We start from the raw sequence: 26,254 nt of genomic DNA, 5'->3' as shown, positions 1-26,254 counted from the left end.
GTATCAGGGTCCCGATCCGCAAGCTAGCAGGTTCTTAAATTCAAACACTTGGAATTAAATATTTCATTTTAAGGAGTTTTAACGATGGCAAAAAAGTTTACTAAGAAAGGAAGGATTTCCAGGTCAGCAGGCAGATTCGGTGCTAGATACGGGAGAAAAGACAGAAAGCTTGTTGCAGACCTGGAAGAACGCATGCGGGCTCCGCACGTATGTACAAAATGTGCCAGGCCTACCGTGAAAAGAATCGGGACCGGGATCTGGAAATGCAGCAAATGCGGACACACCTTCGCTGGCGGAACTTATATTCCCTATACCAGTGTTGGTCAGACTTTGCTGCGTACGATGAAGAATGTTGCTGAGGCAAAGTAATATCTTAAGGTTGTGGTTGTATGGGTTATAAATGCACTCGATGTAAACAGAAAGTGGAAATCGACTACGAGTACACAGGTATAAGGTGTCCGTACTGTGGACACAGAATCCTGGTAAAAGAGCGTCCTACAACCATTAAACGCATTAAAGCCGAGTAAGGATGCTGGTTTAACCTGGCTGACAAATAAAAGTATTAGATAAAAATGGGCTTCTGTGAATGTAAGCCCTCCCTATCTAATAATTCAATGCGTAAACTCGATGCGTAGGGCAAACAAAAAATAGGCGCTCTATATTCAGACAAAATATATACCAAACTTTACTTTGATTTTATATATCGAGGTAATAGCAATAAGCAGTTGCTATGCTCAGTACTTTTTTAGGAACTGAAAAACTCACGGATTTTGATTCCTTTTTACAATTTCCTCAGAATTTTGGACTCTATTTTTGAACTCTATTTTTGAACTCTATTTTTGAACTCTATTTTTGAACTCTATTTTTGAACTCTATTTTTGAACTCTATTTTTGAACTCTATTTTTGAACTCTATTTTTGAACTCTATTTTTGAACTCTATTTTTGAACTCTATTTTTGAACTTTATAATTCCTAGAATCTATAGAATTATGATATTTTCTGCCAATTACCTGACATCAAACATAGAAAGTATAAGGAACACATAGCTTTTCTCTTAATGTCTCTTGATATCTGTCAGAAAAAAGCTATGTGTTTTAAATGCAAAAGTAATATGAAAAAATAAGAACGGTTTTTGCAGAGTTCAACTTTTATTTCATTCTGTCTTTCGGAAACTAACGAAAATACACAAAAGGTCATTCAAGTATACTTTAGCTAACTAGTATATTTAAATGCACATAACATATATATGAATTACCTCCTATAAAATAGTTTGATTACGGTTAATATTGAATTTGATTACGGTTAATATTGAGTTTGATTACGGTTAATATTGAGTTTGCTTGAGGAATAGAAAATGGGAGAACATACTAAGGACAAATCCAAGATTGAAAAACTAACTGAAGAACTCAAAGAGATGGCTTTGACCCTTGGAGCTTTTAAAGTGGGCATTGCGACTACTGAAACTCTTGCAGGTGGCCCTCCTTCTGCCGATCTTACATACGTTCTGCCAGACGCAAAATCTGCAATTGTTTTTGCCCTGGCTTTTGACCAGAGCCTTATTGAACCTTATTTTAGAAAAGAGGAACATAAAGCTCTCGACACTAACAAGGTACGGACCACTACCCTTGCCAACGGAGTAGCCCTCGAAATGGCAGGATTCTTACAGCAGTATGGTTATAAAGCTGTTCCGCAGATTGCGAATTTTGTTTACCGTCAGGACTCGGAAAACTGGCTGCTGGACATGCATCCGCCTATTTCCCACAGATATCTTGCTGTCCGCTCCGGAATAGGGCATTTTGGGTATTCAGGGAATATTATCACCAGTGAATACGGGTCAGCAATTGTACTGGCGTCAGTAGTTACGGATGCTGAGCTTATCCCAACGGAACCTCTGCCTGAAGACGAAAATTACTGCGACGAATGCAAGATCTGTCTTGCTGTCTGTTCGTCCGGATATGTGGACCCACTTGAGAAAGTCACTGTAACTCTTGGAGGAAAAGAGTTTAGCTATGGGAAGAGGAGAAGTAACAGTCGCTGCTTCCTTGTCTGCGGTGGGCTTACGGGTCTGAATTCCTCGGGAAAATGGTCCACCTGGTCTCCTGCACGCTTTGAAATCCCCAAAAAAGATGAGGATTTTATTGCTGCGCTGCCTAAAACCATAGAAGCGTACCTGGAAAGACCTAAAATTAAAGGCGGATTTTTCATATGCCTGATTCCAGGAAATAGAATGGAATATACCTGTTCCAGCTGTCATTTTGTCTGCCACCCAGACAAAGAAATACGAAAAGCACGTTATAAAATGCTTACCGAAAGTGGAGTGGTCATACAGGAACCGGATGGAACTCTTAAGGCAGTGTCTCCTGAGGAGGCAAAAAAGTATGTTGAGTCCATGCCACCAGAGAGGCGGAAACAATACGAATCGATTTCAGAAGAGCAAACTGTATAAAATAGAATTTTATTTTTTATAGTAAAATGAAAAGTTTCATCGTAAAGTAATGAAAAAAACGGACTTCACTTAATTATGGAAAAAATATACTTCATTTACTAGTGAAAAATATACTTCATTTACTAGTGAAAAATATACTTCATTTACTAGTGAAAAATATACTTCATTTACTAGTGAAAAATATACTTCATTTACTAGTTGAAAAAATAGACTTCGTTTACAATGGCAAAAGGAAAGATATATGACTCTTAAAAACAAAATTGAAAGTATTATCAAAGAAGCTGTTGCAAGTCCGTGCACTAAGACTCGATATCGTGAACCTCTCATAGGCTATGCTTCAGCCAATGACCCAATTTTTGATGAAATGAAAAAGATCATTGGTCCTCATCATCTGCACCCTAAAGAGATTTTTCCCGAAGCTAAAACTGTTGTTTCTTTCTTCCTTCCGTTTGAAAAAGAACTTGTGAAACAGAACTGGCAGTCTCCTGGCCCTATAAGTGAGTGGATTCGGGCCAAAAGTGAAACCGACTGTCTTATAGGTAAAATCAATGAAAAACTAAAGGCTGAACTGGCAGAAGAAGATATACGGGCTGTTGCGCCTGGAATTACTTTTGATTATAAGAGTAAAGGCTTCGACGTTGCCTGGTCCCACAAAAGTGCTGCTTATGCTTCGGGACTGGGTACTTTTGGAGTCCACCATATGCTGATTACAAAAGTAGGGTGTGCAGGCCGTTTTGGAACTCTGCTGATCTCTGCCGAAATTCCTCCCACTATGCGCCCAAATGAAGAGTTCTGCCGTTATAAAAAAGGAGAAAAATGCCTTGTTTGTGTGGACAGGTGTCCGGCCGGAGCCCTCAGTGTAAGGGGATTTGATAAAGAAAAGTGTTACAGGCAGCTTCAGGAAAACGCCAGTGCTTTTCCCGAACTTAATCAGTTTGCCTGTGGAAAATGTGCAACCGGACCCTGTGCTCTCAGGTCTTTCTAAAGCGGAGAAAAGTCTTTTTATTTTTCTCAGGATTGCACCATCTTTATAGTTTCCTCCCAAATCAATCTTAAAATAAGAATACAAAAATGCTTTTTTTGGGTAAATAATATGTATTTAGGTTTCCCAACAAAAGTACTCTTAAATTTGGAAAATAGGGGAGTACTTGAAGAAAAAATCCTCGTGTACTTTCATGCACTCTCATGCAAAATAACATTTAACCTTATGTCTTTAGTGCACTCCCATGCAAAATAACATTTAACCTTATGTCTTTAGTGCACTCTCATGCAAAATAACATTTAACCTTATGTCTTTAGTGCACTCTCATGCAAAATAACACTTAAAAAGCTTTTTCCTATCAATCAAGTAATATCAGGGTATAGGGCAAAGGTGCAGTGTCATCCAGTGGAAACTTCTGAAGTGGTGTGTTAAGTTTATCAAGTGTTTTATCCATCCTGATACCAAGCCCCATAAGACATGGCCTGCGGAGAGTAGGGTGATGACAGGGACCTTTATCTCCGGCACATTTTACGCTTGAGTAATCACTTGTGGCACACCAGGTACACATTCCTGGAAAGGTTGCAAGAGCTATGTTATAGCCAAGTGTCCAGGCAAGTTTTTCAAGTTCCAGGACTCCGGGTTGAATTATTTCTTTACGGTCTTTCATTATTATTTTCAGGTTATTCTGGTACTGTTGTTTTACAATCTCATCTTTGGGAGGCTCAATGGAGTATTTCGAGAAATTCTCACTGACTTCTCGGGAAAAAATATTATCCGATTTCCATTCGACAAGAAGAGCCCATTCGTAATCTGAAAGCATCTTTTTAAATTCGTCTACTGCAGGAACGAACGGAGGACATACCCGGCTTCCATAACCGTTGCACCCGAAAATACACTTTAAAACTGTTCGGTCTTCAACCACAATATCCGCTGCTGGAATGAGCCTTACGTTACTTGCTCCCAGTTCTTTTGCTTTTTCTTCCAGTTTCCTGTAGTTTTCGTCATTTATCATACTTTTACTCCTTGTTTCGGAAACCTGATAATTTTATAATATAATGTGATTACAAAGTAATGAGAAAACGGATTTTTGTTTCTACTAGAAAAAAGAAAAATAATCTTTACTTTGTTTCGCAAAGTAAAGAAAATTTCAGATATTTTCATTTTCAGAATTTTCATCTTCACTTTATTATTTAAACAAATTACGTTTTTGTTTAAATAATATAATTACCGGACTTGTTTCACTCTTTCTTTGCTTTCTTCTGCAAGCATTCTTCCGCAAGCATAACTTTCCTACCGCAAAGATCACATGTTCCTTCATCCGTGATACCTGGTTGCCTTGGAGCATCTCCTCCACAAATTCCACACTTTACCATGAAGTCACCTCCTTTCTTTCAATCATGGGCGCCCTTTGTATGTTAAATGTTATAGATCAGTTACAATTATATATTTAATCGTCATTGAAATGTATTAAGTATGTTAGTATGACTCTGAAAGTTAAAAGAAAATACAAAAACAAAGTTAAAGATTTAAAAATGAAAGAAAAACAAATTATGGAGTTTTAAGAATGGGAGTAGAAAATAGTATTGAAAAAAAATGTCCTGTGAGCCAGGTAGTATCAGAGGATCAGAAAACAGAGGAAATGAAGGCTGTTAGGGCGAAACTTTCCGAGATACATAATGATATTAAAAAAATAATTGAATGTTCAAACAAACTTTACTTCGAAGCTGCTCTTGAAAACTCAAAACACGAGTATTCGAATATTCTTCTTAATCATCTCTTCAAAGACATAGAAATTGGGCTTGAGCGCAATATGGTAAAAAAGTGCCCTGAGAAAGTAAATTGCACTTCCGTATTTACATCTCTCCTGCAGCAGAATGCGGAACTTATTAAACACGGCAAAATCGATGGCACTCTAATTTCAAACAATAGAAAAAGGCTAGATGAATTGAGATGTGGAGCTCCTTTCAGTAAATGCGAGCAGTGTTTTTCTGAAGTTTCTAGCCTCTTTGTCAAACAGGTCAATCTTATGCGTTCTATGAGGGTTTACTCAGATAACCAGGAGCACAAATCCAGTATTTCATCCATTAAAACCGATGCTGTTATGAGTGAGATATTGGAACCTGTTTCAAATAACCACCGTCTTGAAATTCTTAAGGCGGTTGCATACGAAATGAAAAGTTTCTCTGCTTTCTCTGAACTGACAAACCTTAGAGGAGGAAACTTGCTTTTTCACCTGCAGAAACTTTTAGACAATGGTTTGATTTTGCAGATGCATGAGAGAGGTGACTATATGATTACTGATAAAGGATTAAAAATTCTACAAGGTTTACAAGAAATCTATTCTTCTCTCCAAAACTCGCAGATGCAGAATCACACAGAAAACATTCTTCAGGAAGAGAAAAAAATCAGGACTTAACTCCTCAATTCCGGCCTTCCTGCTTTCAGAACCATGGAGAGAAAGTAATATATACTTCTAACTTGTCAAGGGAAGTATGCTGGTTACCTCTTCTCGAAAACCTTCTGCAAGAACCAGAACGCTTTGCAAGTTGCTTTCGCGGTTTATAGCTGGCAGATGTATAACGCGCGGAAAAATGGGAATGCAGGAACTTCTGGAGTTTGCGGAAGGAGGACCTCTCATAGTCGTAGGAGAATACCACGGAAACCCCGGGGAACTCAGCTTTTATGCAGAAGCCGGAAAGCTCCTTTTTTCACTCAGGTTTACGGACTGGTACTCCAAGGAACTTGATTCCTACTGGTTTTCCGATACTGAGCCAAGGCTTACAGGTCAGGGAGAAATTGCTGACGCCTTTAAATCTTTTTTCAATTTTCTAAAGATTGAGAACGATAAAATTGATCAACTTCCTCCAGGTTCCACCTTAATATTGATTGGAGAAAAAGATATTGATTTTATAGGCGATGGAAAGTCCCTTTTTAAATTTAATCTCCGAGGTTTTAAAAAGTATTGACCTCAAAATCTTTATACAGAGCAGAATTTTATAAACACTTTTATAATAATTCTATTATGATATAATTTTTATGATAAAAATTCTTATGATAAAAATTCTTATGATAAAAATCTTAAGACAATTCTCATAACTAAAAACAGATTTTCCCTTACTCACTTCAAAAACATTCAAAAAATTTACCAGGGGGAATTCCTTGAAACTTTTCGCAGAATTTACTTTTGAAACTGAAACTGCAGAAACGATCTACATGGCTCTCCTGCCCGAACTCGATGACAGGTTTTCACAAAGGTCTGCAATAGACCTGTCCCTTGAAGATAAAAATAAACTTGTACTCAGCGTAAAAGCTGAAGATGCAGTATCCCTGCGTTCAGCACTGAATGCCTGGTTCAGGCTCATTCAGATTGCTCAGGAAGTTCTTGAAACCACGCATGAAGTCAGTTCTTAATCCCACAAGCCTTTTTAAAAACTGCTTGACCGCAAGCCTTTTCAAAAAACTGCTTGACCGCAAGCCTTTTCAAAAAAGGCTTGAGCGAAAACAGCTGCTAAATCTAAACAGTCATAACAGCGTGATCAACTGACTCAGCGGTTGCGTTTGGATTTGGAAATCTTATCCCCTAACCCTATAGGCGTGATAAACCGGCGCAACGGTTTCGGCCCAACAGTTATGGACTAGCACTTGTTCTCAAAAGGGCTGATATAAATACGGTACAGATGTTTTCTTTCCCCTACAGTTGTGTTATAAACTATTAAGTAAATTTTCCCATGTTTGTCAGGTTATAGGATAAACATAACAGACAATAAAATTATATTAAGTAAACGGATCTCTATAAATGATAGGGTGGAAAATGAGAATAAAAGTAGATACAAAATAAAAAATTTAATGAGATTTCGTTTAGTTCATTTGATCCCGGCAAGTAAAAATAAGTTTTTAAGGTACACCGGAATTTATGCAAGGGCTGGAGGTTCGGTTCAATTCATTTTAACATTTTAAACCTCTTTTAAGCTCTTTCTTCTGAGCCTTTTTTGCCTTTTATTTTCACGTTTTTAGTAGTTATGCGCTCCAGACTTTTTGGATTTAGGGCCTTTGTTTGGCCTGAAAGCCCGTTCCGGGCACTTCTTGGAATCGGTTTTCCCGTGCACTTCAAAACCCAGGCTGAAACATTCGCCTTTTAGTTCATCAATAGCCGTATAATATCTACAATCTTGGCATGTAGGCATTCGGATTACTACCTCCAGTTACATGAAGGCCACCTGGTCTTAGTCCCAGAGTGTTTGCCCGGATACAACCTCTAAAGCAAGAAATCATTTATTTTCAGATACCTTAAGTACGGATGTATCCTCTAAATAATATGTATCTGTAAATAAAACATTTTTGGTAGACTATCAGAATGAAGGTAGGGATTGGGACTCAGTCCACAGTCGGAAAATTGCAATAACTATACAAAATTATTTAAATTGATGCCCGAAAAGCTTTTACCGTTATTTATGATTTGCTTGCCGATTATTTGCTAGCTATCTGTCGGTTATTTGATACAGCTTGCCAGCTTTGGGGTACTTTACACTTTTTTTGTTAATGGTCGTGTTTATAGAAAAGTGTATTCGACTGAGGACGTTTCCCAGCAACGATGAATTCTTTCTGGGTAAAGTTATTTTTCCGAGAAGGTTCTTGAGTCAAATCTCTTCATAGTCATCAAATTCAACATCAAGTACGGGAAGCTCGATTATTTCTCCTCCCCTATTATAGCATGTCCAGCTTTGACTATTATAGGGGCGGCCAACTATAATATGGTAGTTACCTGTTTTAGAAAAGAGATGCAGGTCAGCCTGTGAAGGACTGCGGTTCGGGCCTGGATGACTGTGGACCGAGCCTGCGGCTTTAATGTTCGGCATCATATAAAGCCTTAAAACGGCATTTGAATCGCTGGATTCCGTGCCAGGTAATATAAGAACTTCAGTGATGATGCCGTCTTTTTCCTGCAAAAGTCCGGCAAATTCCTGAGGAGCCATTGATTTACTTGCTTCAAGGATAAAGTTAAGGGTATCACGGGCTATTCCTTTAATTTGCATAAAAGACTATTCTTCTGAAAAGGTATATCTTTTCTGCGGTAACTAGTGCAGAATGCATTACTCTGTCGCCGAGTTTTTCTGTAATTAATCTATCAGGAGTTCTTGGAATTGAAAACACTGTCAATAAACACCGAGTTAAGGCAGCTGGTCCAGTTTGGTTTACGTCAGTTATTTCAGTCAGTTTAATAATTCTAGCCAGTGGGTTTATCTACAGCTTGCGCAGACTATTCACACAGGACGTTCTGTTTCTTAAAGCTAATAGGACTAAAGTAATAAACTAAGTAATAGACTAAAGCTTTGTTCACAACAATAAAATTCTCAGAAAGGTTTGGGTCTTAGAACTTAATCGCATTAAGAATTTGCTGCAATATTAAGTATGTAAGGGGGTACTGAGATCAAAAATATGCACTCAGCCTCAGAGCTGAAAACTTATCCGAAAAATAATTCCGTAAAAGACCTGGAAAAGGACTCAGAAAAGGATTCGGGAAAGAGTCTTGGAAAGGACTCAGAAAAGGATCTTGAAAAGGATTCGGGAAAGAGTCTTGGAAAGGACTCAGAAAAGGATTTTGAAAAGGATTCGGGAAAGAGTCTGGAAAAACACCAGGAAAAGGACGATGATCCACACATATCCTTGTATCAGGAATCACTTGCCGTGCACCGACGGCTTGGGGGTGTACTGGAGGTTGCCAGTAAAGTTAGCCTTGAAACAATACACGATCTTAGCGTCGCCTATACACCAGGAGTTGCCGAGCCGTGCAGGAAGATAATCAAGGATCCTGAACTTGCCTACCTCTATACCCTGAAGAAAAATACTATTGCCGTTGTCACTGACGGATCGGCAGTGCTGGGGCTTGGGAATATAGGACCTTATGCTGCACTGCCTGTTATGGAAGGAAAGGCGATAATTTTCAAGGAATTCGCAGGTATTAATGCCTTTCCAATTTGTCTGGATACACAGGAAACCGAAGAAGTGATAAAAGCAGTAAAGCAACTGGCTCCTGTATTTGGTGGCATTAACCTTGAAGATATCAGCGCGCCTCGTTGCTTTGAAATCGAGAGCAGACTGCGTGAAGAACTCGATCTGCCAGTTATGCACGATGACCAGCATGGGACAGCCATTGTAGTTTTTGCCGGACTTCTCAATGCCCTTAAAATTGTGGATAAGAAGTTAAATGAACTCCATATAGTAATTTCAGGTATGGGAGCTGCAGGAGTAGCAATTTTTCGGTTCCTTACTAGGGCAGGAGCAGATCCGGCAAGAATTCTTGCCTGCGATAGTAAAGGACTCGTATATAAAGGCCGAAAAAATGGCATGAACCCAGTAAAAGAGGAAATTGCCAGGCTCACAAACTCTGAAAAGATGAAAGGAGGGCTTGAAAATGCCTTACCGGGCGCTGACCTTTTTATCGGTGTCTCTGTTGGAGGCGTAGTCAGTGAGGAAATGGTTCGGTCCATGGCAAAAGATGCAATTGTAATGGCTATGGCAAATCCTGTGCCTGAGATTATGCCTGATGCCGCAAAGCGGGCAGGAGCAAGGATTATTGCTACAGGTAGGTCAGATTTTCCAAACCAGCTTAATAACTGCCTTAGCTTCCCTGGAGTTTTCAAAGGAGCTCTCAGCACCTGTGCGAGAAAAATAACACCTGAGATGGAAATGGCTGCGGCTCATGCACTTGCTGGGGTCGTAACACTAAGCGAACTTTCTGAAGATTATATAATTCCTGACCCTCTTGACAGGCGTGTAGTGCCTGCGGTTTCGAAAGCTGTTGCAGGTGCATCACTTGAAAGTTGTGTTGCAAGGAAAAGCCATGAAGACCAGCTCTAAAAAACATAGATTTACTGGAAAACCACGTTTGTGGATGGATTTTTCTAACTGTTGACTTCTTTTAAAACTCTTAAAATATATTTTTAATTTTTACAGTAAGTCATTGGTTTCTGACTCTGTTTATTTCTAACTCTATTTACTTCTGACTCTGTTTATTTCTCTCCTACTAAGTAACTAAAACACTATTGAAATTAATTATTTTACAGAATTCGGGTCTAAAGGGAAATTATCAAAATATTAGAAAGTGAAATATAGTTGTAAAACTATTTGTAAGTGTAAATAGTCTATTTTTGTTAAGTATTAAGGAATGGAACAGATGGGGTATACTAAAAATTTTCATCTAGTTATTTTAGCATCAGTAGTTTTGGTTATATTGACTATGTTTTTAGTCCTCTTTTCACCTGTGGTACTTGCAGCTACTATACAAGATACTCCAACCACAATTACTAAAACTCAGATTACAACCAGTAGGTCAGCAGAGAGGCCTGCTATCTTCAGTGATAAAATAATATGGCAGGATTACCGCAACGACAATGGAACCGGGATAAGTACTGATATCTATATGTACAACCTTTCCGCTTCCAAAGAAGTTCAGATAACCAACAGTAGATCAGCGGAAGCACCTGTTATCTATAATGATAAGATAGTTTGGATGGATGGGCGTAATGGAAACTTTAGCCTTGAGAAACCCGATATCTACGTGTACGATCTCTCTATTCACAAAGAAACACGAGTTACCACTAATGGTTCGTACTCTACTTCTCCTGCAATCTATAAGGATAGGATAGTGTGGACGAACTATAGTAATAGTGTTCAAGTGTACAATCTTTCCACTCACCAGGAAAGTCAGATAGCTAGCAGTGAATCAATGATATTTAGTCCCGCTATTTATGGTAATATTATAGCATGGGAAGACTTTATAGTTTTTAGAGAAGAAAATGCCCAGGTTGGTAGCAATACATCTGATTTTTCCATCCATAAAAAGAATCCAACCCGTGACATCTGTTTTATGATCTGTCCACTCACAAGAAAACTCAGATAACTACCGATGGATCAGCAGCACACCCTGCTATTTATGAGGATAGGATAGTGTATTATGATTGGCGTAACGGAAGCTGTGATATCTACATGTATAATATCTCTACTTCCACAGAAACTCGAGTTACCACAAACGGATCAGCACAGGATCCTGCTATCTACGGTGATAGAATAGTCTGGGTGGACGGGCGTGATGGAAACTCGGACATTTATGTGTACGATCTCTCCACTCACAAGGAAATTCAGATTACGAACAGTGAATCGTCTAAGGAATTTCCTGCGATTTATGAGAACAAGATAGTATGGGAGGATTCTTTCAATGGAAGCTCCAATATCTATATGTGTAATATCTCAGGAGATGAGCCTGAAATCAAAACACCTGTAGCCAATTTCAGCAGCAATGTCACCGAGGGTCATGCTCCCCTTTCTGTAAAGTTTACGGACCTATCAGAAAATGCAACTGCATGGAACTGGAATTTTGGAGATGGAAATAATTCAACTAAGCGAAATCCAGTTCATACATACTCTGTAGCTGGAAAATATACAGTAAGGCTAGCAGTAAACAACAACGAAAATGGAACGGATATAAAGACAAGTGAAATAAAGGTGCAAACTACTCCTCGAGAGACACCTTGTGGATTTAATCTTTTGATTCTTGGAATAATTGCATTATACTTGTTTAGAAAGTCAACATGAAGCTGTAATAAACTAAATAGATGCTTTACAATACTGTAAAAATCCTCTCTTTCGATAAAAATCCAAAAATCCAGTTCATGAATCCCTCTATTTTGATTTTTTTCTCAGTTTTAAGTTCGCATACCAATCTTCAGAACCATTATTTCACAAATAATTTGAACTTAAATAACATAATTTTTCTGTCATATCTAATGAGGTGATCTGAAATGAACTGCAATGAACTGAAGGCTGGCCAAACTCTTGTTTGCGAAAGATGCGGACTTGAACTTAAAGTGATAAGCGAGTGTAAAGACGACAAATGCGCCATAGGTTGTGTGGGTGATATTGACTGTTGTGGAGAGCCGATGAAACTTAAAGAGTAAGTAAAGGATTAAAGTAAGAGTAAGTAAAGGATTAAAGTAAGAGTAAGTAAAGGATTAAAGTAAGAGTAAGTAAAGGATTAAAGTAAGAGTAAGTAAAGGATTAAAGTAAGAGTAAGTAAAGGATTAAAGTAAGAGTAAGTAAAGGATTTAAAGTGAAGAGTAAAAACAAACAGATAAACTGCCAGGATTTGTAATAAGGAACAAATTTAAAAGGCTATATTGACGCTTTAATTTAGGATCTTTTCTTAATAGTTTTCATCCGATTATTTTTTCTATCTGATTATTACTTTCTTTATATTATCCGTTACTTTTGAAATTTTTAATGTAGTTCTTGCGGAGTTTCTCCATTCCAGTAATATAATTCTTGTCGCACAACAATCTGTAATACATTACAGTACATTAATTAACGTAAACAGTATTTTTTTCTTATAATTAAAAAAGCAAAAGTTTTTGGCCAAACGATGCGAACAAAGTCAAGTAAAAATCCAAAACCCTGGAGAAAAAGATGAGCGAAGTTCAAAGAAAGTTTGATGAAATTTCAAAAAAGTACGATGAGCAGAGAAAGCAGTTTATACCGTGTTTCGATGATTTCTATAAAGTCTCAGTATCCATGGCATCCGTAAATACGGAAAATCCAAAAATACTGGATATAGGAGCTGGAACAGGACTTTTATCAGCATTTCTGATGGAAAGATATCCAGATGCATCATTTACTCTTGTTGATCTATCGGAGAAGATGCTGGATATAGCAAAAGACCGGTTTAGAGGTAACTCAAACGTAGAGTATATTGTAGTTGATTATTCAAAATATTCTTTTGTCGAAGAGTATGATATGGTAGTATCGGCACTATCTATCCATCATCTGGAAGATGAGGAGAAGAAAGAAGTTTACAAAAAAAGTCACTCTCTACTTAAACAAAACGGGATTATTATTAACGCCGATCAGGTTCATGGAGAAACCCCTTTCATAGAAAACCTCAACAAGAAGATCTGGAGACGCTATATAGAGAATAGTGGCTTGCCTGAAGAAGAAATCCTCGCCGGTTATGAAAGAACTAAGCTTGACAAGGAATCAACATTAGACCAACAAATCAACTGGCTTAAAGAAGCAGGATTTTGTGATGTCAGCTGTATATATAAGTTCTACCAATTTGCGGTGATATTTGGGAGAAAAGTTACTGTCTCAGGCTTATCTTAACTGTGACTTATATTTTACTTTCACTTACAATCGTATTTTACTTCACTTGCTATCCTATTCTACTTCGCTTACAATCATATTCTACTTCACTTACAATCAACTTTACAATATTAGTATAACAATATTAGTATAACAATGTCAGTATAAAATTAACCCAAAGAGTAAGATTTGAAATAAAAATGGAGATCCTGAATTCTCGCTTCTCTTTTTAAGGGATAAGTGACAATATTAATTCAAAGGAGATAAAATATGTCATCAGACTTGATAGATTATTTTAATAAATCACCCAGGCTTGGGGTTCTCAGCACATCCAGCACTAACGGACAGGTTGATTCAGCTGTCTTTGGATCGCCTCAAATGATCGATGAAAAGACTGTAGTAGCGGCAACGGCTGATAATCGCACATTCGCAAACCTTCGGGAAAATCCATATGCCTTGTATACGATTATGGAAACCGGAGATGCGATCACGGATTGGAAAGGCATCAGGGTTTATATGAAACTTAAAGAGCATGCAACGTCAGGGGAGTTGCTTGATACAATCCGATCCGAGGCTGCAAAGTTCGTCGGGGAGGAAGGTGCGAAGATGATATATGCTTCACTGATATTTGAGGTCTATGAGGTCAGGCCTCTGGTAGATTTCGGACAGGGATGGGAGAAGTCAATATAACTTTATAATTTACAAATTTAATTGGAATTATTGCAGATTAACTGGAAGGATTAAAGATTAAGTTGAATGATTGAAAATCAAATTTAAGAATTAAAGATTAAGTAGAGAGGTTAAAGATTAAATGGGAGGACTACAGGCTAAATCTTCAATTCTCCTTTGTAAGCTTACAATTGATTATTTTCTGGGCCTGCAATCCTCCAGAGCTTACTTGGGAAATTACATATCTCCATAATTTCCAGCTGCCAGACTGGTACAGTTAACCTTTCTTTCTCAGATCAACACTTCTTACTGTTTTGAAACGGTTTTTTCCAGATTAGAGTGCCTGATATAACTGATATTTATAATTAATTCGTTTACTGCAGAGGGCAGGAAAAAACATAGGCGACTTTAAAAAGAATACTACTTATAATAATGCCTTATCGTCTCTGACTTAAGTTGCAAACAAAATATAGAATCCTCAGCATATCCTTTGCCATCTGTCCTTCTTCAAGTTCTGCTTTTAATTATTATTGGATTCTAATTTATATTTCTCTAGTTATTATATGTCAGTAATAATAATCTCTTTATGACACCCAGAGACTTTTTCCTGATTTATGAGTCTTTGCTTGATGACAGCAGGTGCCAGTGAAATCAATGCCATAAAAAGGGGTAATAAACATGCACGAAGGAACGATGGGGCAAAATCATATGCATCACGGCGGCTCGATGCCTGAAATTTGGGAAATGCTAACTGACGAACAGAAAAAAGAAGTTGCATTAATGAAGATGGATATGAAAATCCAATGGCTGGAAATAAAGATAAACGAAATGGAAAAGATGATTGAACTAAAGAAAAAAGCTGTTGAGCACATGAAAAAGTTCCGGGAAACGTTTCAAAAATAAAATTTAATAAAAAATAAAATTGAGAGCCTCAAAAGTCGCGGTACTTGTCCACGCCGTTACTAAAAAGGCTTTCGATCAACCGTTGCGCCGGTTGATCACGCCTATAGGGTTTGAGGATAAGTTTTTCAAATCCAAATGTTACTGGAGTTTTCGCTCAAGCCTTTTTTTAAAAGGCTTGCAGTAAAGCAATTTTTGAAAAGGCTTGTGATCATGCCTTTGTTATGTTTTAGATTTGGCAGTGTTTTTCGCTCAAGCCTTTTTTTAAAAGGCTTTGTTTTATTTACTCCTTTTAATCTCTTCAAGTATGCTTTTCTGCGTTTCTGCAATCTCTTTTAACGTTGTACTGATCTCTGCCATTAGTTTCGCTATGTCTTTTGTTATCTTGACTTCTGGAGTCTCTGCAGGGGAGCTTGCGTTTTGTTCCAGTTCTTCCTTCTGGAGTTCACGTAAGAGTTCTCCCATTGCCCCGAACTCACGACTTGGGTCCTCACTGGCTATTGTTTTATCTTCCTGATTCATGACTCTAACAATGCTGTAAAACGTAGAAATAATTTCCTATATATTATAATCCATTTATCTGGATCAAATCGGCCAGGCTTTTCAGTATGAGTTTAAAGCCTGGGTCAGAATTCATATTCTAATTTCCTATAGAAATTATTGGATAATTTTAGTCTTGTGAGACGCAAAACATTCATTTTTCCTTTTTTAGAGTCAAGTATAAATAGAGCTGCAACATTATATTATATGGGCGGTGGGGAAAATAGCGTATGTAATTGGGTTTCTCTAAATTGGAAAAAACCTCTTTCATGATCCCCACTCCTTATAAACTATGAAAAATACAATTTCTTGAATCTTTCTATTCTCTTTCTAGTCTTCCATAATATCTTCATTGAAGACTTTTATAAAACCTGATTTTCGACACCGTTATGATATGGCAGTAAAGAAGTATTGTTCTTAAATGTCCTTAAAAAACGTGTAATTTTTCTCTCTTCTTGGGTTGTAAGTTCTGAGTCCTGTTACTTCTAATTGTTGTCGAAAATGGATCAGTTTGCATCTAAAGCATAACAACATAAATTCATAAAACAAAAACTTTATATGCGAATTTTACGTACTTCTTCCAGGCAGCATTGTACATAGATGAACATCATCTTTCCCATGACGTAAAATCACGGTGAAATAACTTAAAACAGATTTTAGAATTCTCAAAATTATTTTAATAAACAGCTTGAGAATTTAAATTCTTTTCAACTTCATCTATTCCTTCTATATTTATCAAACTTTATCAAACTGTTAAAATATTACCCTTAGTTCGAGATGAGTTTATTGACTGATAAAAAGTTGTTAATGGGTAATGAAGCCATTGCACTTGGAGCGATAGAAGCCGGAGTCCAGGTGGTTACAGGATACCCAGGAACTCCCTCGACCGAAGCTCTGGAGACGATTGCCCGCTACGCAAACAGGTGTGGAATCTATACAGAGTGGTCGAGCAACGAAAAGGTCGCACTCGAAACGGCTGTCGGAGCAGCTTATTCAGGGGCAAAGGCGCTTGTGACCATGAAACAGGTAGGGCTAAACGTTGCATCCGACCCTCTTATGAGCCTGAGCTATATCGGGGTAAAAGGAGCTCTTGTGCTGCTCGTTGCCGATGATCCCGGGCCTCATTCTTCTCAGACCGAGCAGGATACAAGGGTTTTCGGACACTTTGCAAATATTCCTGTCCTTGACCCTGCAACCCCTCAGGAAGCCTACGAACTGACAAAACTGGCTTTTGAGCTCTCGCATGAATTCGAAACTCCCGTTATTCTGAGAACCACCACGCGTGTCTCTCACAGCTGCGGGGATGTAGAGGTCGAAGCTGGAGAACCTGCTCCTGTTGAAGCCGTTGAGGAAGGTTTTGTAAAGGATAGGCGGTGGACTATCTTTCCGAAGCTGACGGCCGAACGGCACCCCTGGCTTGAAAGCGTGCAGGAAAAGCTTTCCGAACACTTTTCCGAGCTTAACTTTAATTCTGTATTGGGATCGGGAAAAATCGGGATTATTGCCTCAGGTGTCTCAGCCCTGTATGTAAAGGAAGCTGTGAAAACTGTCAGGGATTTTGAAAAGTTATTTACACTTTTCAGGGTCGGGACGGTATATCCTTTCCCGGAAAAGGCAGTCCTTTCTTTCCTGAAAGGCATTGACCAGTTGATCGTGGTCGAAGAGCTCGACCCTTACCTTGAAGAACAGGTCCTCCAGCTTATAGGGAAGTTCCACCTGCCTGTTGATGTTTACGGAAAGAAGAACGGCTTTTTCCCTGTGAGCGGGGAATATAATGTGGATATTGTCACTGACAGCATCAACCGTGCACTTGTAACGTGTGGAGAGAGTTTGCGTCTTTCTCATGCTTCTCCTGCCGTCTCAAGAGAAAAGCTTCCTCCACTTCCGATTCGGGCTCCTACCCTCTGTGCCGGTTGTATGCACAGGACCGTTTTCTATGCTTTCAAACAGGCTGCAAAACAGCTTAAAAAAGAGGCTCAAACTGATACGATTTTCTCCGGGGATATTGGCTGCTACACTCTTGGAAATGCCTATCCCCTTAACATGGTAGATACCTGCCTCTGCATGGGTGCAGGGATAAGCCTTGCAGGAGGACTCTCACGTACAAACCCGAAAGCAAAACATGTAGCTTTTATCGGGGATTCTACTTTCTTTCATTCAGGCATTCCTGCAGTGATAAACGCTGTCTATAACGGAGCTAACATCACCCTTGCAGTACTTGACAATCGTACAACTGCAATGACAGGACACCAGCCCCATCCCGGTGTAGGCGTGAACGTACTCGGAAATACTTCAAAAGCCATTGAAATTGCAGATGTGGTCAAAAGTTGTGGGGTTGAATCTGTAAGGACAATAAATACCGTAGATCCGGACAGCCTTGAGAGTTGTGTAAAAGCCGCAAAAGAAGCCATGAATTTCAATGGGCCGTCGGTTCTGGTCTTCAAAGGCAAGTGTGTAGGGATTACAAAACCCGACAAATATTATAAAATAAAACCTGAAACCTGCACAGGCTGCAGTTTCTGTATAAAAGAGCTTGGCTGCCCTGCTCTTAACCTTGACGGGGATAAGCCTGTCATACAGGACAACTGCAGTGGCTGTGGGCTCTGTGCACAGATCTGCCCATCGGAAGCTATCTGCATAGGAGGTGTAAAGCTGTGAAATATGATATTCTTATTGCAGGCGTTGGTGGACAGGGTGTTGTGCTTGCTTCCCGCTTGCTTGCACTTGCTGCGATGAAAGCCGGATTCCATGTAAGTACTGCCGAAACCATAGGCATGTCTCAGAGAGAAGGTTCGGTCAGTAGCCATATAAGAATAGGAGACGAAACTTCAGGGTCACTTATCCCCATCGGGCAGGCAGACCTGCTTTTAGGCCTGGAGCCTGCAGAAACCGTACGCAACCTGCCTTTTCTTAAGGAAGGCGGAAAGGTTCTGGTAAATACCCATGCTATCCCACCGGCATCGAGACCGCCTGGGAGCCCTGAGTATGATCCTGCAGCTTTGCTCTCCTTTTTATGTGCATACTACCCTGATATTTTCTGTTCCGATTTTACGGAGCTTGCAGACGATGTAGGGACATACAGAGCTGCAAACGTTGCAATGCTTGGAGCGGCTGCAGGCGCACGAGTACTACCTTTTAAGGAAGAAATTCTTAAGGAAATACTGGATGCCGAAATCCCTGAAAAATACAGGGCTGTAAACGATGCCGCATTCGAACGCGCAAGGAAATGTATTAGATTTATCTCCGACCCTTGAACTGGGAAGCAGAAGGTGAAATAATATGTATGAAGCATCCACTGAGGCTGAACTTGATCACAATGTACAGCTTTATCATCCTAAAATCTCGGAAGAAGATACCTTTGCAAAATTGAAGGCACTGCTGAAGCGCGTAGTTGAAAATAGTCCTTTTTACCAGAAAAAGTTCAGGGAAGCAAATATCAATATCGGGGACATAAAGTCACTTAAAGACCTGAAGCTTCTTCCATTTACGAATAAAGAAGAACTCAGGGATGCCTATCCTCTTGGGTTACAGGCCGTTCCTGATTCCGAGGTTGTAAGGATTCATTCCTCGTCCGGGACCACAGGAAAACCCATAATTATTCCTTACACCCGAAAAGATGTGGATCTCTGGGCCGAGATGATGATGCGCTGTTATATGCTTGCAGGGCTTACTAACCAGGACAGGATCCAGATTACCCCAGGATACGGGCTCTGGACCGCAGGGATAGGGTTTCAGCTTGGAGCCGAACGCCTTGGGGCAATGGCTATACCTACAGGTCCGGGAAATACCGAGAAACAGCTTGAAATGTTTGTTGACCTGAAGACTACGGCCCTTACAAGCACTTCCTCTTATGCGCTTTTGCTTGCTGAAGAAATTGAAAACCGTGGGCTTAAGTCCCAGATTCACCTGAGAAAAGGCATTATAGGTTCGGAGCGCTGGAGTGAAAAAATGCGCAGCCGAATAGAAAACGAGCTGGGGATAGAGACTTTTGATATTTATGGGCTGACCGAGATCTACGGGCCAGGAATTGGCCTTGATTGCGCTTTCCATGAAGGTATGCACTACTGGTCTGACTACTTGCTCTTTGAGATTATTGACCCTATTACGGGCGAGCAGCTTCCTGACGGCACGCTTGGAGAACTTGTAATTACTACTCTCACAAAGGAAGGGGCTCCTCTCATCCGCTACAGGACAAGAGACTTGACCCGAATAATTCCTGGCCTCTGTAAATGCGGCTGTCCTTTCCCAAGAATTGATAGGGTCCTTGGCAGGTCAGACGACCGCATAAAGTTCAAGGCTGTTAATATCTATCCGGGCCAAATCGAAGATCTTGTCCACAGGATTCCTGGCGTAAGCAGCGAATATCAGATTCTGCTTACCCGTAAGGACGGAAGGGACAGCATGATCTTCAGGGTTGAGATCGAAGGCACAGAAGATCCCTCAAAGAAAACAAAAACCGAAAAAGCTCTGGGAAAAGCCTTTAAGGACTTCATAGGCGTAACCGTGGATGTTGTTGGCGTAAAGATAGGGGAACTTCCACGCAGCATGAAAAAGACAAAAAGAGTAATTGATGAAAGGGAACTGTGAAATTCCCCTTTTCCTTTCATCCAAATTTCTTCTTTTATCAGTCCATGTTTCAGTTGCTTTTTATCAACCGTTTCTCACTTCTTTTATCAGTTCATGTTTCAGTTGCTTTGTGTCAACCCGTTTTTCACTTCTTTTTATCAGTTCATGTTTCAGTTGCTTTGTGTCAACCCGTTTTTCACTTCTTTTTATCAGTTCATGTTTCAGTTGCTTTGTGTCAACCCGTTTTTCACTTGTTTTTTATCAACCACTTTTCACTGCTTTTCAACTGTTCACTTACTTAATTGTCAATATCGTTATATCGGCTTTTCACGGAGTATTAATTTTGTCTCCTTCTGTATGGGATAATTTTCCAGTAGCCTTCTTTTCCTTTTCAAGATCGTTCTTGTATACAATAGTCCTATACGGGTATGGGATTTCTATTCCTTCCTTATCAAAGCGCTTCTTAATAGCTTCTCTGATTTCACATCCTGAACTGTATGCAATACTTCTATCTTTGAACCAGACATTCATGCGGAGATTTACGGCAGATTCTCCCAGTTCAACAACGTTTACTTTGACTTCTCCTCTCTCCCTGAAATCCGGGTCCACGGGATGAAGCACAGGAGGATCAATAAATCCCATTCTAAGTGTTTCGGACTTAATTAAGCTAGGTTTTACAACACTGTACTGGACTTTTTGCGGGGGCATTACGTTTGGATGTTTTCTGGCTTCTTCGATCATGATCCTTCTTGCCTGGTCAATGTCGGCATCATAGCTTATTCCGATGTCTATTGGCCAGATTACTGCAGGGTCTTCTATAGTCCAGTTAATTATCGCTTCATTGCTGATTACGGAATTAGGGATTATAAGCCGTCTGTTATCCCAGGTTATGATGACAGTGTGTCTGAGATTAAGATCCGTAACTTTTCCGTACTCGTTCATAATATTAAGCCGATCTCCAACCCGGAAAGGTTGAAAAATAGCAAGGGAAATCCCTGCAATTATATTGCTCAGTGTGTTTTGGGCTGCAAAACCGATAACTATACCGGCAATTCCTGCTCCGGTAAAGAGGGCAATCGAGAGGTTTCGAAGACTGGGAATGCTGAAAATAACAACTACAATTCCCATGAAATAGATCAGTGCGACTACAATATGTCTGAACATTCGGAAAGATGTCGGATCCATATGCAGCCTGTTGTTCGCTTTTACGAAATGGCGTTCCAGAAGACTGTTTACGTTCCGTGCAGTAAGGACAGTGACCAGGCCAACAAAAAGTATGAATAAAAATGTACCTAAGTTGTCTGAAAACCATGTAAACGCCTGCTCTAACCTACTGTCAAAATAAGACATATTTTCTACAAAAGAAGAGGTGTTATTGGGGGTTTCCATATTGTGGTTGTTTGGCAAGATGCTTTAAATAAATATTGATTGAGCTCATCCCAAAACCAATTTCTTTCCAAATATCATCATACTATTTTTATGTTAGAAATTAAAGCAATTATTCAAAATTCAAGGTTTTGGGATAGGCTCATTTAAAAAATACAAAAATGTATAAATATAAAGTTATAAACAAACTACTCCAGTATAAATAAAATAGATTAACAGAATTGGTTTTTTCATATCTGTTAAGAAGAGGAATAAACAGGGAAAGGAAGTAGCTCTTCCTTTCTCTAGTGTATGCAGCAAGTTTCTTTTTAACCGGATTTCAGGTTTTTCATGAGACCTGCTTATTTACTTTTTTCTCTGGCATATGCAACGATAGCATCTTTAACTCCGTATTTAAACGCAACCACGATTGCAATTCCCCATGCAAGCGGCCCAAAGAACAGGTATAGAATACCTGTGTCAACAAGCATAGTATCCAGTGCCACCAGAATCACAATGAGGAATAGAAAACCTCTCAGGAGAGGAAGAATAATCTCTGTTCCCTCTATATTCATATCTCTAATCGTACCTGTGATGTAGTCCATCACTATATCGATTGAAATGATTCCTATCAACAGGATCAGAACACCTGTAAAAAGGCGTGGCAAGTACTCGGTAATGCTTATCAGTAACACGGTAAACATTGTCAACTGCAGGATATTCGATGCGGTTGTAAGAAAAATCAGATACCCAAACAGCTTGATCAGTCCGGAAATAATTCCTGAGGCCGTCAGTCCTCCTGATCTGACAGCTGATCCGAAAGGCATACTTTCAAATTTCTCGTCTACTCCTATCGAAACAAGCAGGTTTTTTATCAGATCCCCAATGAAGTCCACAATCAAGAAGCCTATAAGCAGTACAATAAATGCGGAGATCACAAGTGGAATGTAGTATATTATCAGGTTGATGAAACTATTGACTGCCTGGATATTCAGAATATTAAGGATAATTAAGGCAAATATGATGTAAACGAGCCATCGGATGACTGCATCAAAAAAGCCAACCGTACTCATTTGTCCTCTTCTTATCATTCTACCTATTAAGGTTTTGTCAACAAGATCATCAAGTCCTATCTTATCCAGTACCCTTGCACCTACTCTTCCAAGAAATGTTCCCAGGACTTTCCCTATGATAATAAGAAGAATTATTGCTACCAATGTCGGAATAAAAGCTATAAACTGATCAAGCATACTATATATACTATTCATGATTTGATTTTCAACCATACAAATTACCCCTCTATCAGATCCTAGTTCAAAACTGACAATCTTTCCAAATTCCCCAGTTTTTAGAAATATTTAATTATTTATTAATATAATATTCTATTAAATATATAATACATATATTTATCTGCGGGCATATAAAAGCTTTTTTTTCAGATTGGAACTCGGGGTGTATTGAACGTGAACCAAACTAATTCAAAAGCTCGATAAAGAGATTCGGACAAAAAGTTATGCACAGACTTAAATCAGTGAAACTTTAATTACTGAATGATCTATTTTTTATTCGAAGGTGAGGTAGAGAATAAGCATGGTGGTTTCTGGAAGAAGAGGATCGCAAATCGGACTTGCACCCGGATCGCTTGTCCATGTAGGAGAAAAGAAGGTTGAAGAGGTAGTAATCCGGGTTTTGGCCTATAATAGTGAAAAGCTTGTAGATAAAAAGCTGGAGAAGCTTGAAGAGTGTTTGGAGTTTAAAAATCATCCCGATCTTAACTTCTGGATAAACGTGGATGGACTGGATAGGATAGATATTATAGAAAAACTCGGAAGTTATTTTAACATCCATCCCCTTACTCTTGAAGACGTACTTAATACACGGCAACGGCCCAAGACTGAAGATTACGACTCATATATTTATTCGATTTTAAAGATGATTCTCCTTGATCCGAAAAAGGAAGAGCTCACTATAGACCAGGTAAGCATCATCTTCGGCTCCAATTACATCCTCTCTTTTCAGGAAAGAGAGGTAGATGTTTTTGATACGGTACGGGAAAGGTTTGAAAATCCGGCTTCTCGCTTGCGAAAAAGTGGAGTGGATTATCTTGCCTACAACCTTATTGACGCTGTAGTCGATAATTATTTTTTGATCCTGGAGCGTTTTGGGGATGATATCGAGTACCTTGAAGAAGGGCTGGTAACGCAGCCAAGACCTGAAACTCTCAGGACTATTCAAAGGTATAAAAGGGATATGATTATCCTTCGGAAATCTGTCTGGCCTCTCAGAGAGCTGATAAATGGTTTACAGAGGGTTGAGTCCGATCTTATTAAAGAGACTACCCGGATTTACCTGAGAGATGTTTATGACCATACAATCCAGGTAATAGACACTGTTGAAGATTTTCGGGACATTTTGTCTTCAATGGTTGATGTCTACCTCTCCAGCTTAAGCTACAGGATGAACGAAGTTATGAAGGTCCTGACAATCATAGCAACGATTTTTATTCCCCTTACTTTTATAGTAGGTATTTACGGGATGAATTTCAAATTCATGCCCGAACTCGAATGGCACTGGGGCTATCCTGCTGTAATGTTGGTAATGACCTTTTTAGCAGTTAGCATGTTTATCTATTTTAAGAAAAGGAGATGGGTTTGACTTTCTTTTTTCTGGAAAATTTTTCATTTATATTTTCATTGAGAACTTTCAGAAGCTATTTTCCTGAGCTTCATTTGAGACAATGACCTGAATTTTCAAATAATTCTTCAAAAACGATACTAAAAAATACTGGTTTTTTGAAGACATTTCCTGAAGGTCAGTAATTTCCGGACTTTTTTTCTATTTTTCTATTTGTGTAATCTCATTCAAAGCCAAAATTTTTATAAAGTATCATCTCTATATTAAGAAATTTAGACAATTCATTAAAAAGTGTTAGTTCTCGGGATACTATGTACGGCTATTATAATCCCCCTTTTTCAGTTGAACAGGAAGGAATTGCTATTTCCGTTGAGAAAGTCGGAGAGCAGTGGATATACAGAAGAAAATTCGGAACGGAAAATGTAGAGAAAATTATCCTTGGAGATAATAAACGCCTGATTGTAAATCCTGTAGAGCCTTTAAACACCCCTAAAGAAATTACTCCAAACCTGCTTATAGAATTTGAGAAAACCCTTTTGCTTGCAGGAGGAGCAAAAAGAAAAATTTTTCTGACTTTTCCGATAGAAATAGGCATTTTTATCGCGGATAAGGAAGACAAAAATCTCCAGCTTCTTGATGTGACGAGCCTGGTGAGACAGAAATTTACTCTTTACGGGGAGGTTTCAAACGGAGTTATCTGCAAGCACTGGAAAAGCCAGATATATTCAATTTCTCCTTCCCCTAACCCTCTACAGGAGGGAATTATGGAACTGACCATTCGAAATGCTTCCTCGGATTGGGCGACAATCTCAAAAGTAGTTTTCAGTGCATACGGTATGAAACTTTACTATGCCGGTGATGTTTTTATGCGAGCGCATATGGACATCCTCAACAGGAACACGGCTGAAACAGGTTTTGAGTTACAAAAACTTAGCGGAGAGCTAAAAAGCAGTCCTCTGAAAGAGATTAAAGCCAGAAAAGAAGCTTTCGGGGTTTACAGCCTTAAGAAGCTTGGTATCATGCCTCTTAATTTTTACATGGGGAGTGGATTTTGATTACTGATCTCGCTTTTTCTGATACAGGCTTTCCTATCTCAGATGGTACCGTAACTCTGGGATCTGTGCTAAAGTTTATACTAATTCTTTCTTTTTCAACTCTCTTTGCCAAAATTCTCTCGCTTTACCTGCGCAGGTCTCTCAAAGACAGAGTCAGTAAGGATATGGGTGAAACTATCATCAAAATTCTTTACTATGGCATACTTACTATTGTATTTCTTTCTAACCTATCTCTAATAGGAATTGATCCTTCAGCGCTCCTGGTGGCAGGAGGAGTTACAGGTATCATCCTTGGTTTTGCAAGTCAGAATATTGTAGGAAATCTGGTCTCGGGATTTTTCCTGATGGTTGAAAGGCCCATAAAAATAGGGGATCAGGTTCAAATCAACGATGTATCCGGTTATGTCACAGATATTCGCATAATTTCTACCCATATAAGAACCTTTGAGGGGCTTCTTGTCCGTATCCCAAACCAACAGGTCTTTACAACAAATATCACAAACATTGTAGGGCACCCTGTCAGAAGGTTTGAATATACAATCAGGATTCGTTACAGTGACGATGCCAATGCCGCAATCTTTCTTATTAAAGACCTTATTGACAAAGAACCCTTTGCTCTCCTGAACCCTTCCCCTTCGGTTTTCGTAAGCGATCTTGGAGACAGTTCGGTAAATATTGCTGTCAGGATCTGGGCACCTGTTAACGAGTGGTTCGGGATAAAAACCAGAATTCTATGGGATATAAAACAGACCCTGGAAGAAAACGGCATAGAGATTCCTTTACCACAGCGCATAGTTCGCATTCAGACCGATTCAAAAAAGGTTCCTGAAGAACTGGTGCCGATGCAGGAAAAAGAGATAGAGAGTGTACTGAATTACGAAGAAAGAGTTTTAGTTTGAGTAGACGTGTTGCTGAGTAAACGTGTTGCTGAGTAAACGTGTTACTGAGTAGACCTGTTACTGAGTA

Annotated in this window: 27 protein-coding genes; 20 read left to right on the top strand and 7 right to left on the bottom strand. The window is 39.2% G+C overall.

Annotation, left to right across the window (positions count from 1 at the left end; translation table 11 throughout):
• The first annotated feature begins 84 nt into the window (after nt 1-84).
• The 4 genes from MSBR3_RS04910 (at nt 85) to MSBR3_RS04900 (ending at nt 3,431) form a co-directional block, all read left to right on the top strand.
• Complete coding sequence (locus MSBR3_RS04910) at nt 85-369, top strand: 50S ribosomal protein L37ae (RefSeq protein ID WP_011307466.1); 285 nt, start codon at nt 85-87, stop codon at nt 367-369.
• Between the two features lie 20 nt (nt 370-389).
• A complete protein-coding gene (locus MSBR3_RS19315) occupies nt 390-527 on the top strand; it encodes a DNA-directed RNA polymerase subunit P (protein WP_011021777.1) in 138 nt (45 codons plus the stop codon).
• Nucleotides 528-1,354: 827 nt separating this feature from the next.
• Nucleotides 1,355-2,446, top strand: a complete 1,092-nt coding sequence (locus tag MSBR3_RS04905; protein ID WP_048106822.1) for an epoxyqueuosine reductase — start codon at nt 1,355-1,357, stop codon at nt 2,444-2,446.
• A 241-nt stretch (nt 2,447-2,687) separates the two neighbouring features.
• Nucleotides 2,688-3,431 (top strand): epoxyqueuosine reductase, encoded by a 744-nt coding sequence (locus tag MSBR3_RS04900; RefSeq protein WP_048106820.1) that lies wholly within the window; start codon nt 2,688-2,690, stop codon nt 3,429-3,431.
• A 355-nt stretch (nt 3,432-3,786) separates the two neighbouring features.
• On the opposite strand, the gene MSBR3_RS04895 is transcribed toward MSBR3_RS04900, so the two are convergent.
• Both MSBR3_RS04895 and MSBR3_RS21360 read right to left on the bottom strand, forming a co-directional pair.
• Nucleotides 3,787-4,440 (bottom strand): DUF2284 domain-containing protein, encoded by a 654-nt coding sequence (locus MSBR3_RS04895; protein WP_048106818.1) that lies wholly within the window; start codon nt 4,438-4,440, stop codon nt 3,787-3,789.
• Nucleotides 4,441-4,666: 226 nt separating this feature from the next.
• Entirely contained in the window at nt 4,667-4,801 is a 135-nt protein-coding gene (locus MSBR3_RS21360) for a hypothetical protein (protein WP_268989117.1), read from the bottom strand.
• Between the two features lie 191 nt (nt 4,802-4,992).
• On the opposite strand from MSBR3_RS21360, the gene MSBR3_RS04890 reads away from it, so the two are divergent.
• The 3 genes from MSBR3_RS04890 (at nt 4,993) to MSBR3_RS04880 (ending at nt 6,839) form a co-directional block, all read left to right on the top strand.
• Nucleotides 4,993-5,844, top strand: coding sequence for a winged helix-turn-helix domain-containing protein (locus tag MSBR3_RS04890; RefSeq protein WP_048106817.1), 852 nt, complete (start codon nt 4,993-4,995; stop codon nt 5,842-5,844).
• A gap of 76 nt (nt 5,845-5,920) precedes the next feature.
• Nucleotides 5,921-6,394 carry an rRNA maturation protein gene (locus tag MSBR3_RS04885; protein WP_048106816.1) on the top strand — a complete coding sequence of 158 codons (474 nt, stop codon included), beginning with the start codon at nt 5,921-5,923 and terminating at the stop codon, nt 6,392-6,394.
• Between the two features lie 193 nt (nt 6,395-6,587).
• Nucleotides 6,588-6,839 carry a KEOPS complex subunit Pcc1 gene (locus tag MSBR3_RS04880; RefSeq protein WP_048106815.1) on the top strand — a complete coding sequence of 84 codons (252 nt, stop codon included), beginning with the start codon at nt 6,588-6,590 and terminating at the stop codon, nt 6,837-6,839.
• A gap of 599 nt (nt 6,840-7,438) precedes the next feature.
• On the opposite strand, the gene MSBR3_RS20610 is transcribed toward MSBR3_RS04880, so the two are convergent.
• A complete protein-coding gene (locus MSBR3_RS20610) occupies nt 7,439-7,612 on the bottom strand; it encodes a hypothetical protein (RefSeq protein ID WP_170943367.1) in 174 nt (57 codons plus the stop codon).
• Between the two features lie 453 nt (nt 7,613-8,065).
• Nucleotides 8,066-8,461 carry a Mov34/MPN/PAD-1 family protein gene (locus tag MSBR3_RS04875; RefSeq protein WP_048106814.1) on the bottom strand — a complete coding sequence of 132 codons (396 nt, stop codon included), beginning with the start codon at nt 8,459-8,461 and terminating at the stop codon, nt 8,066-8,068.
• A gap of 403 nt (nt 8,462-8,864) precedes the next feature.
• On the opposite strand from MSBR3_RS04875, the gene MSBR3_RS04870 reads away from it, so the two are divergent.
• The 7 genes from MSBR3_RS04870 (at nt 8,865) to MSBR3_RS04850 (ending at nt 15,131) form a co-directional block, all read left to right on the top strand.
• Complete coding sequence (locus MSBR3_RS04870; RefSeq protein WP_080942201.1) at nt 8,865-10,286, top strand: NAD(P)-dependent malic enzyme; 1,422 nt, start codon at nt 8,865-8,867, stop codon at nt 10,284-10,286.
• Between the two features lie 364 nt (nt 10,287-10,650).
• On the top strand, nt 10,651-11,328 hold the full coding sequence (locus MSBR3_RS18805) for a TolB family protein (RefSeq protein WP_196297012.1): 678 nt from the start codon (nt 10,651-10,653) through the stop codon (nt 11,326-11,328).
• A complete protein-coding gene (locus tag MSBR3_RS18800) occupies nt 11,289-12,020 on the top strand; it encodes a PKD domain-containing protein (protein WP_329956833.1) in 732 nt (243 codons plus the stop codon). Before MSBR3_RS18805 ends, MSBR3_RS18800 begins: the two co-directional genes overlap by 40 nt.
• A gap of 206 nt (nt 12,021-12,226) precedes the next feature.
• A complete protein-coding gene (locus MSBR3_RS20605; protein ID WP_170943365.1) occupies nt 12,227-12,382 on the top strand; it encodes a hypothetical protein in 156 nt (51 codons plus the stop codon).
• 505 nt (nt 12,383-12,887) lie between these two features.
• Nucleotides 12,888-13,580 carry a class I SAM-dependent methyltransferase gene (locus tag MSBR3_RS04860; protein ID WP_048106813.1) on the top strand — a complete coding sequence of 231 codons (693 nt, stop codon included), beginning with the start codon at nt 12,888-12,890 and terminating at the stop codon, nt 13,578-13,580.
• Between the two features lie 249 nt (nt 13,581-13,829).
• Nucleotides 13,830-14,249, top strand: a complete 420-nt coding sequence (locus tag MSBR3_RS04855; RefSeq protein ID WP_048106811.1) for a pyridoxamine 5'-phosphate oxidase family protein — start codon at nt 13,830-13,832, stop codon at nt 14,247-14,249.
• A 657-nt stretch (nt 14,250-14,906) separates the two neighbouring features.
• Nucleotides 14,907-15,131 (top strand): hypothetical protein, encoded by a 225-nt coding sequence (locus tag MSBR3_RS04850; protein WP_230627815.1) that lies wholly within the window; start codon nt 14,907-14,909, stop codon nt 15,129-15,131.
• Between the two features lie 276 nt (nt 15,132-15,407).
• Here the strand turns inward: MSBR3_RS04850 and MSBR3_RS04845 are convergent, their stop codons facing one another.
• Entirely contained in the window at nt 15,408-15,650 is a 243-nt protein-coding gene (locus tag MSBR3_RS04845) for a hypothetical protein (RefSeq protein WP_048106810.1), read from the bottom strand.
• A gap of 804 nt (nt 15,651-16,454) precedes the next feature.
• On the opposite strand from MSBR3_RS04845, the gene iorA reads away from it, so the two are divergent.
• From iorA to MSBR3_RS04830, 3 genes are read left to right on the top strand one after another with little or no spacing between them, the layout of a single operon-like run.
• The gene (iorA, locus tag MSBR3_RS04840; protein ID WP_048106809.1) at nt 16,455-18,326 is read left to right on the top strand and encodes an indolepyruvate ferredoxin oxidoreductase subunit alpha; all 1,872 of its coding nucleotides are present in this window, start codon (nt 16,455-16,457) and stop codon (nt 18,324-18,326) included.
• Complete coding sequence (locus MSBR3_RS04835; RefSeq protein WP_048106808.1) at nt 18,323-18,922, top strand: indolepyruvate oxidoreductase subunit beta; 600 nt, start codon at nt 18,323-18,325, stop codon at nt 18,920-18,922. Before iorA ends, MSBR3_RS04835 begins: the two co-directional genes overlap by 4 nt.
• 25 nt (nt 18,923-18,947) lie before the next feature.
• Nucleotides 18,948-20,255, top strand: coding sequence for a phenylacetate--CoA ligase family protein (locus tag MSBR3_RS04830; RefSeq protein WP_048106806.1), 1,308 nt, complete (start codon nt 18,948-18,950; stop codon nt 20,253-20,255).
• 306 nt (nt 20,256-20,561) lie between these two features.
• Here the strand turns inward: MSBR3_RS04830 and MSBR3_RS04825 are convergent, their stop codons facing one another.
• Together MSBR3_RS04825 and MSBR3_RS04820 are read right to left on the bottom strand one after the other, a co-directional pair.
• Nucleotides 20,562-21,623 carry a mechanosensitive ion channel family protein gene (locus tag MSBR3_RS04825; protein WP_048110063.1) on the bottom strand — a complete coding sequence of 354 codons (1,062 nt, stop codon included), beginning with the start codon at nt 21,621-21,623 and terminating at the stop codon, nt 20,562-20,564.
• Nucleotides 21,624-21,961: 338 nt separating this feature from the next.
• Entirely contained in the window at nt 21,962-22,885 is a 924-nt protein-coding gene (locus tag MSBR3_RS04820) for a mechanosensitive ion channel family protein (protein ID WP_048106804.1), read from the bottom strand.
• A gap of 304 nt (nt 22,886-23,189) precedes the next feature.
• Between MSBR3_RS04820 and corA the strand changes: the two genes are divergently transcribed.
• The 3 genes from corA to MSBR3_RS04805 all read left to right on the top strand — a co-directional run bounded on the left by corA (nt 23,190) and on the right by MSBR3_RS04805 (nt 26,187).
• Nucleotides 23,190-24,254 carry a magnesium/cobalt transporter CorA gene (gene corA / locus MSBR3_RS04815; RefSeq protein WP_048106800.1) on the top strand — a complete coding sequence of 355 codons (1,065 nt, stop codon included), beginning with the start codon at nt 23,190-23,192 and terminating at the stop codon, nt 24,252-24,254.
• 290 nt (nt 24,255-24,544) lie between these two features.
• Complete coding sequence (locus tag MSBR3_RS04810; RefSeq protein ID WP_048106798.1) at nt 24,545-25,288, top strand: DUF432 domain-containing protein; 744 nt, start codon at nt 24,545-24,547, stop codon at nt 25,286-25,288.
• Entirely contained in the window at nt 25,285-26,187 is a 903-nt protein-coding gene (locus MSBR3_RS04805; protein WP_230627813.1) for a mechanosensitive ion channel family protein, read from the top strand. Before MSBR3_RS04810 ends, MSBR3_RS04805 begins: the two co-directional genes overlap by 4 nt.
• The last annotated feature ends 67 nt before the right edge of the window (nt 26,188-26,254 follow it).

This window comes from Methanosarcina barkeri 3 (assembly GCF_000970305.1).
GTDB classification, from domain to species: Archaea; Halobacteriota; Methanosarcinia; order Methanosarcinales; family Methanosarcinaceae; genus Methanosarcina; species Methanosarcina barkeri_A.
Note: the sequence above shows the minus strand (reverse complement) of the source record. Positions and strands in the feature narration are given on the sequence as shown.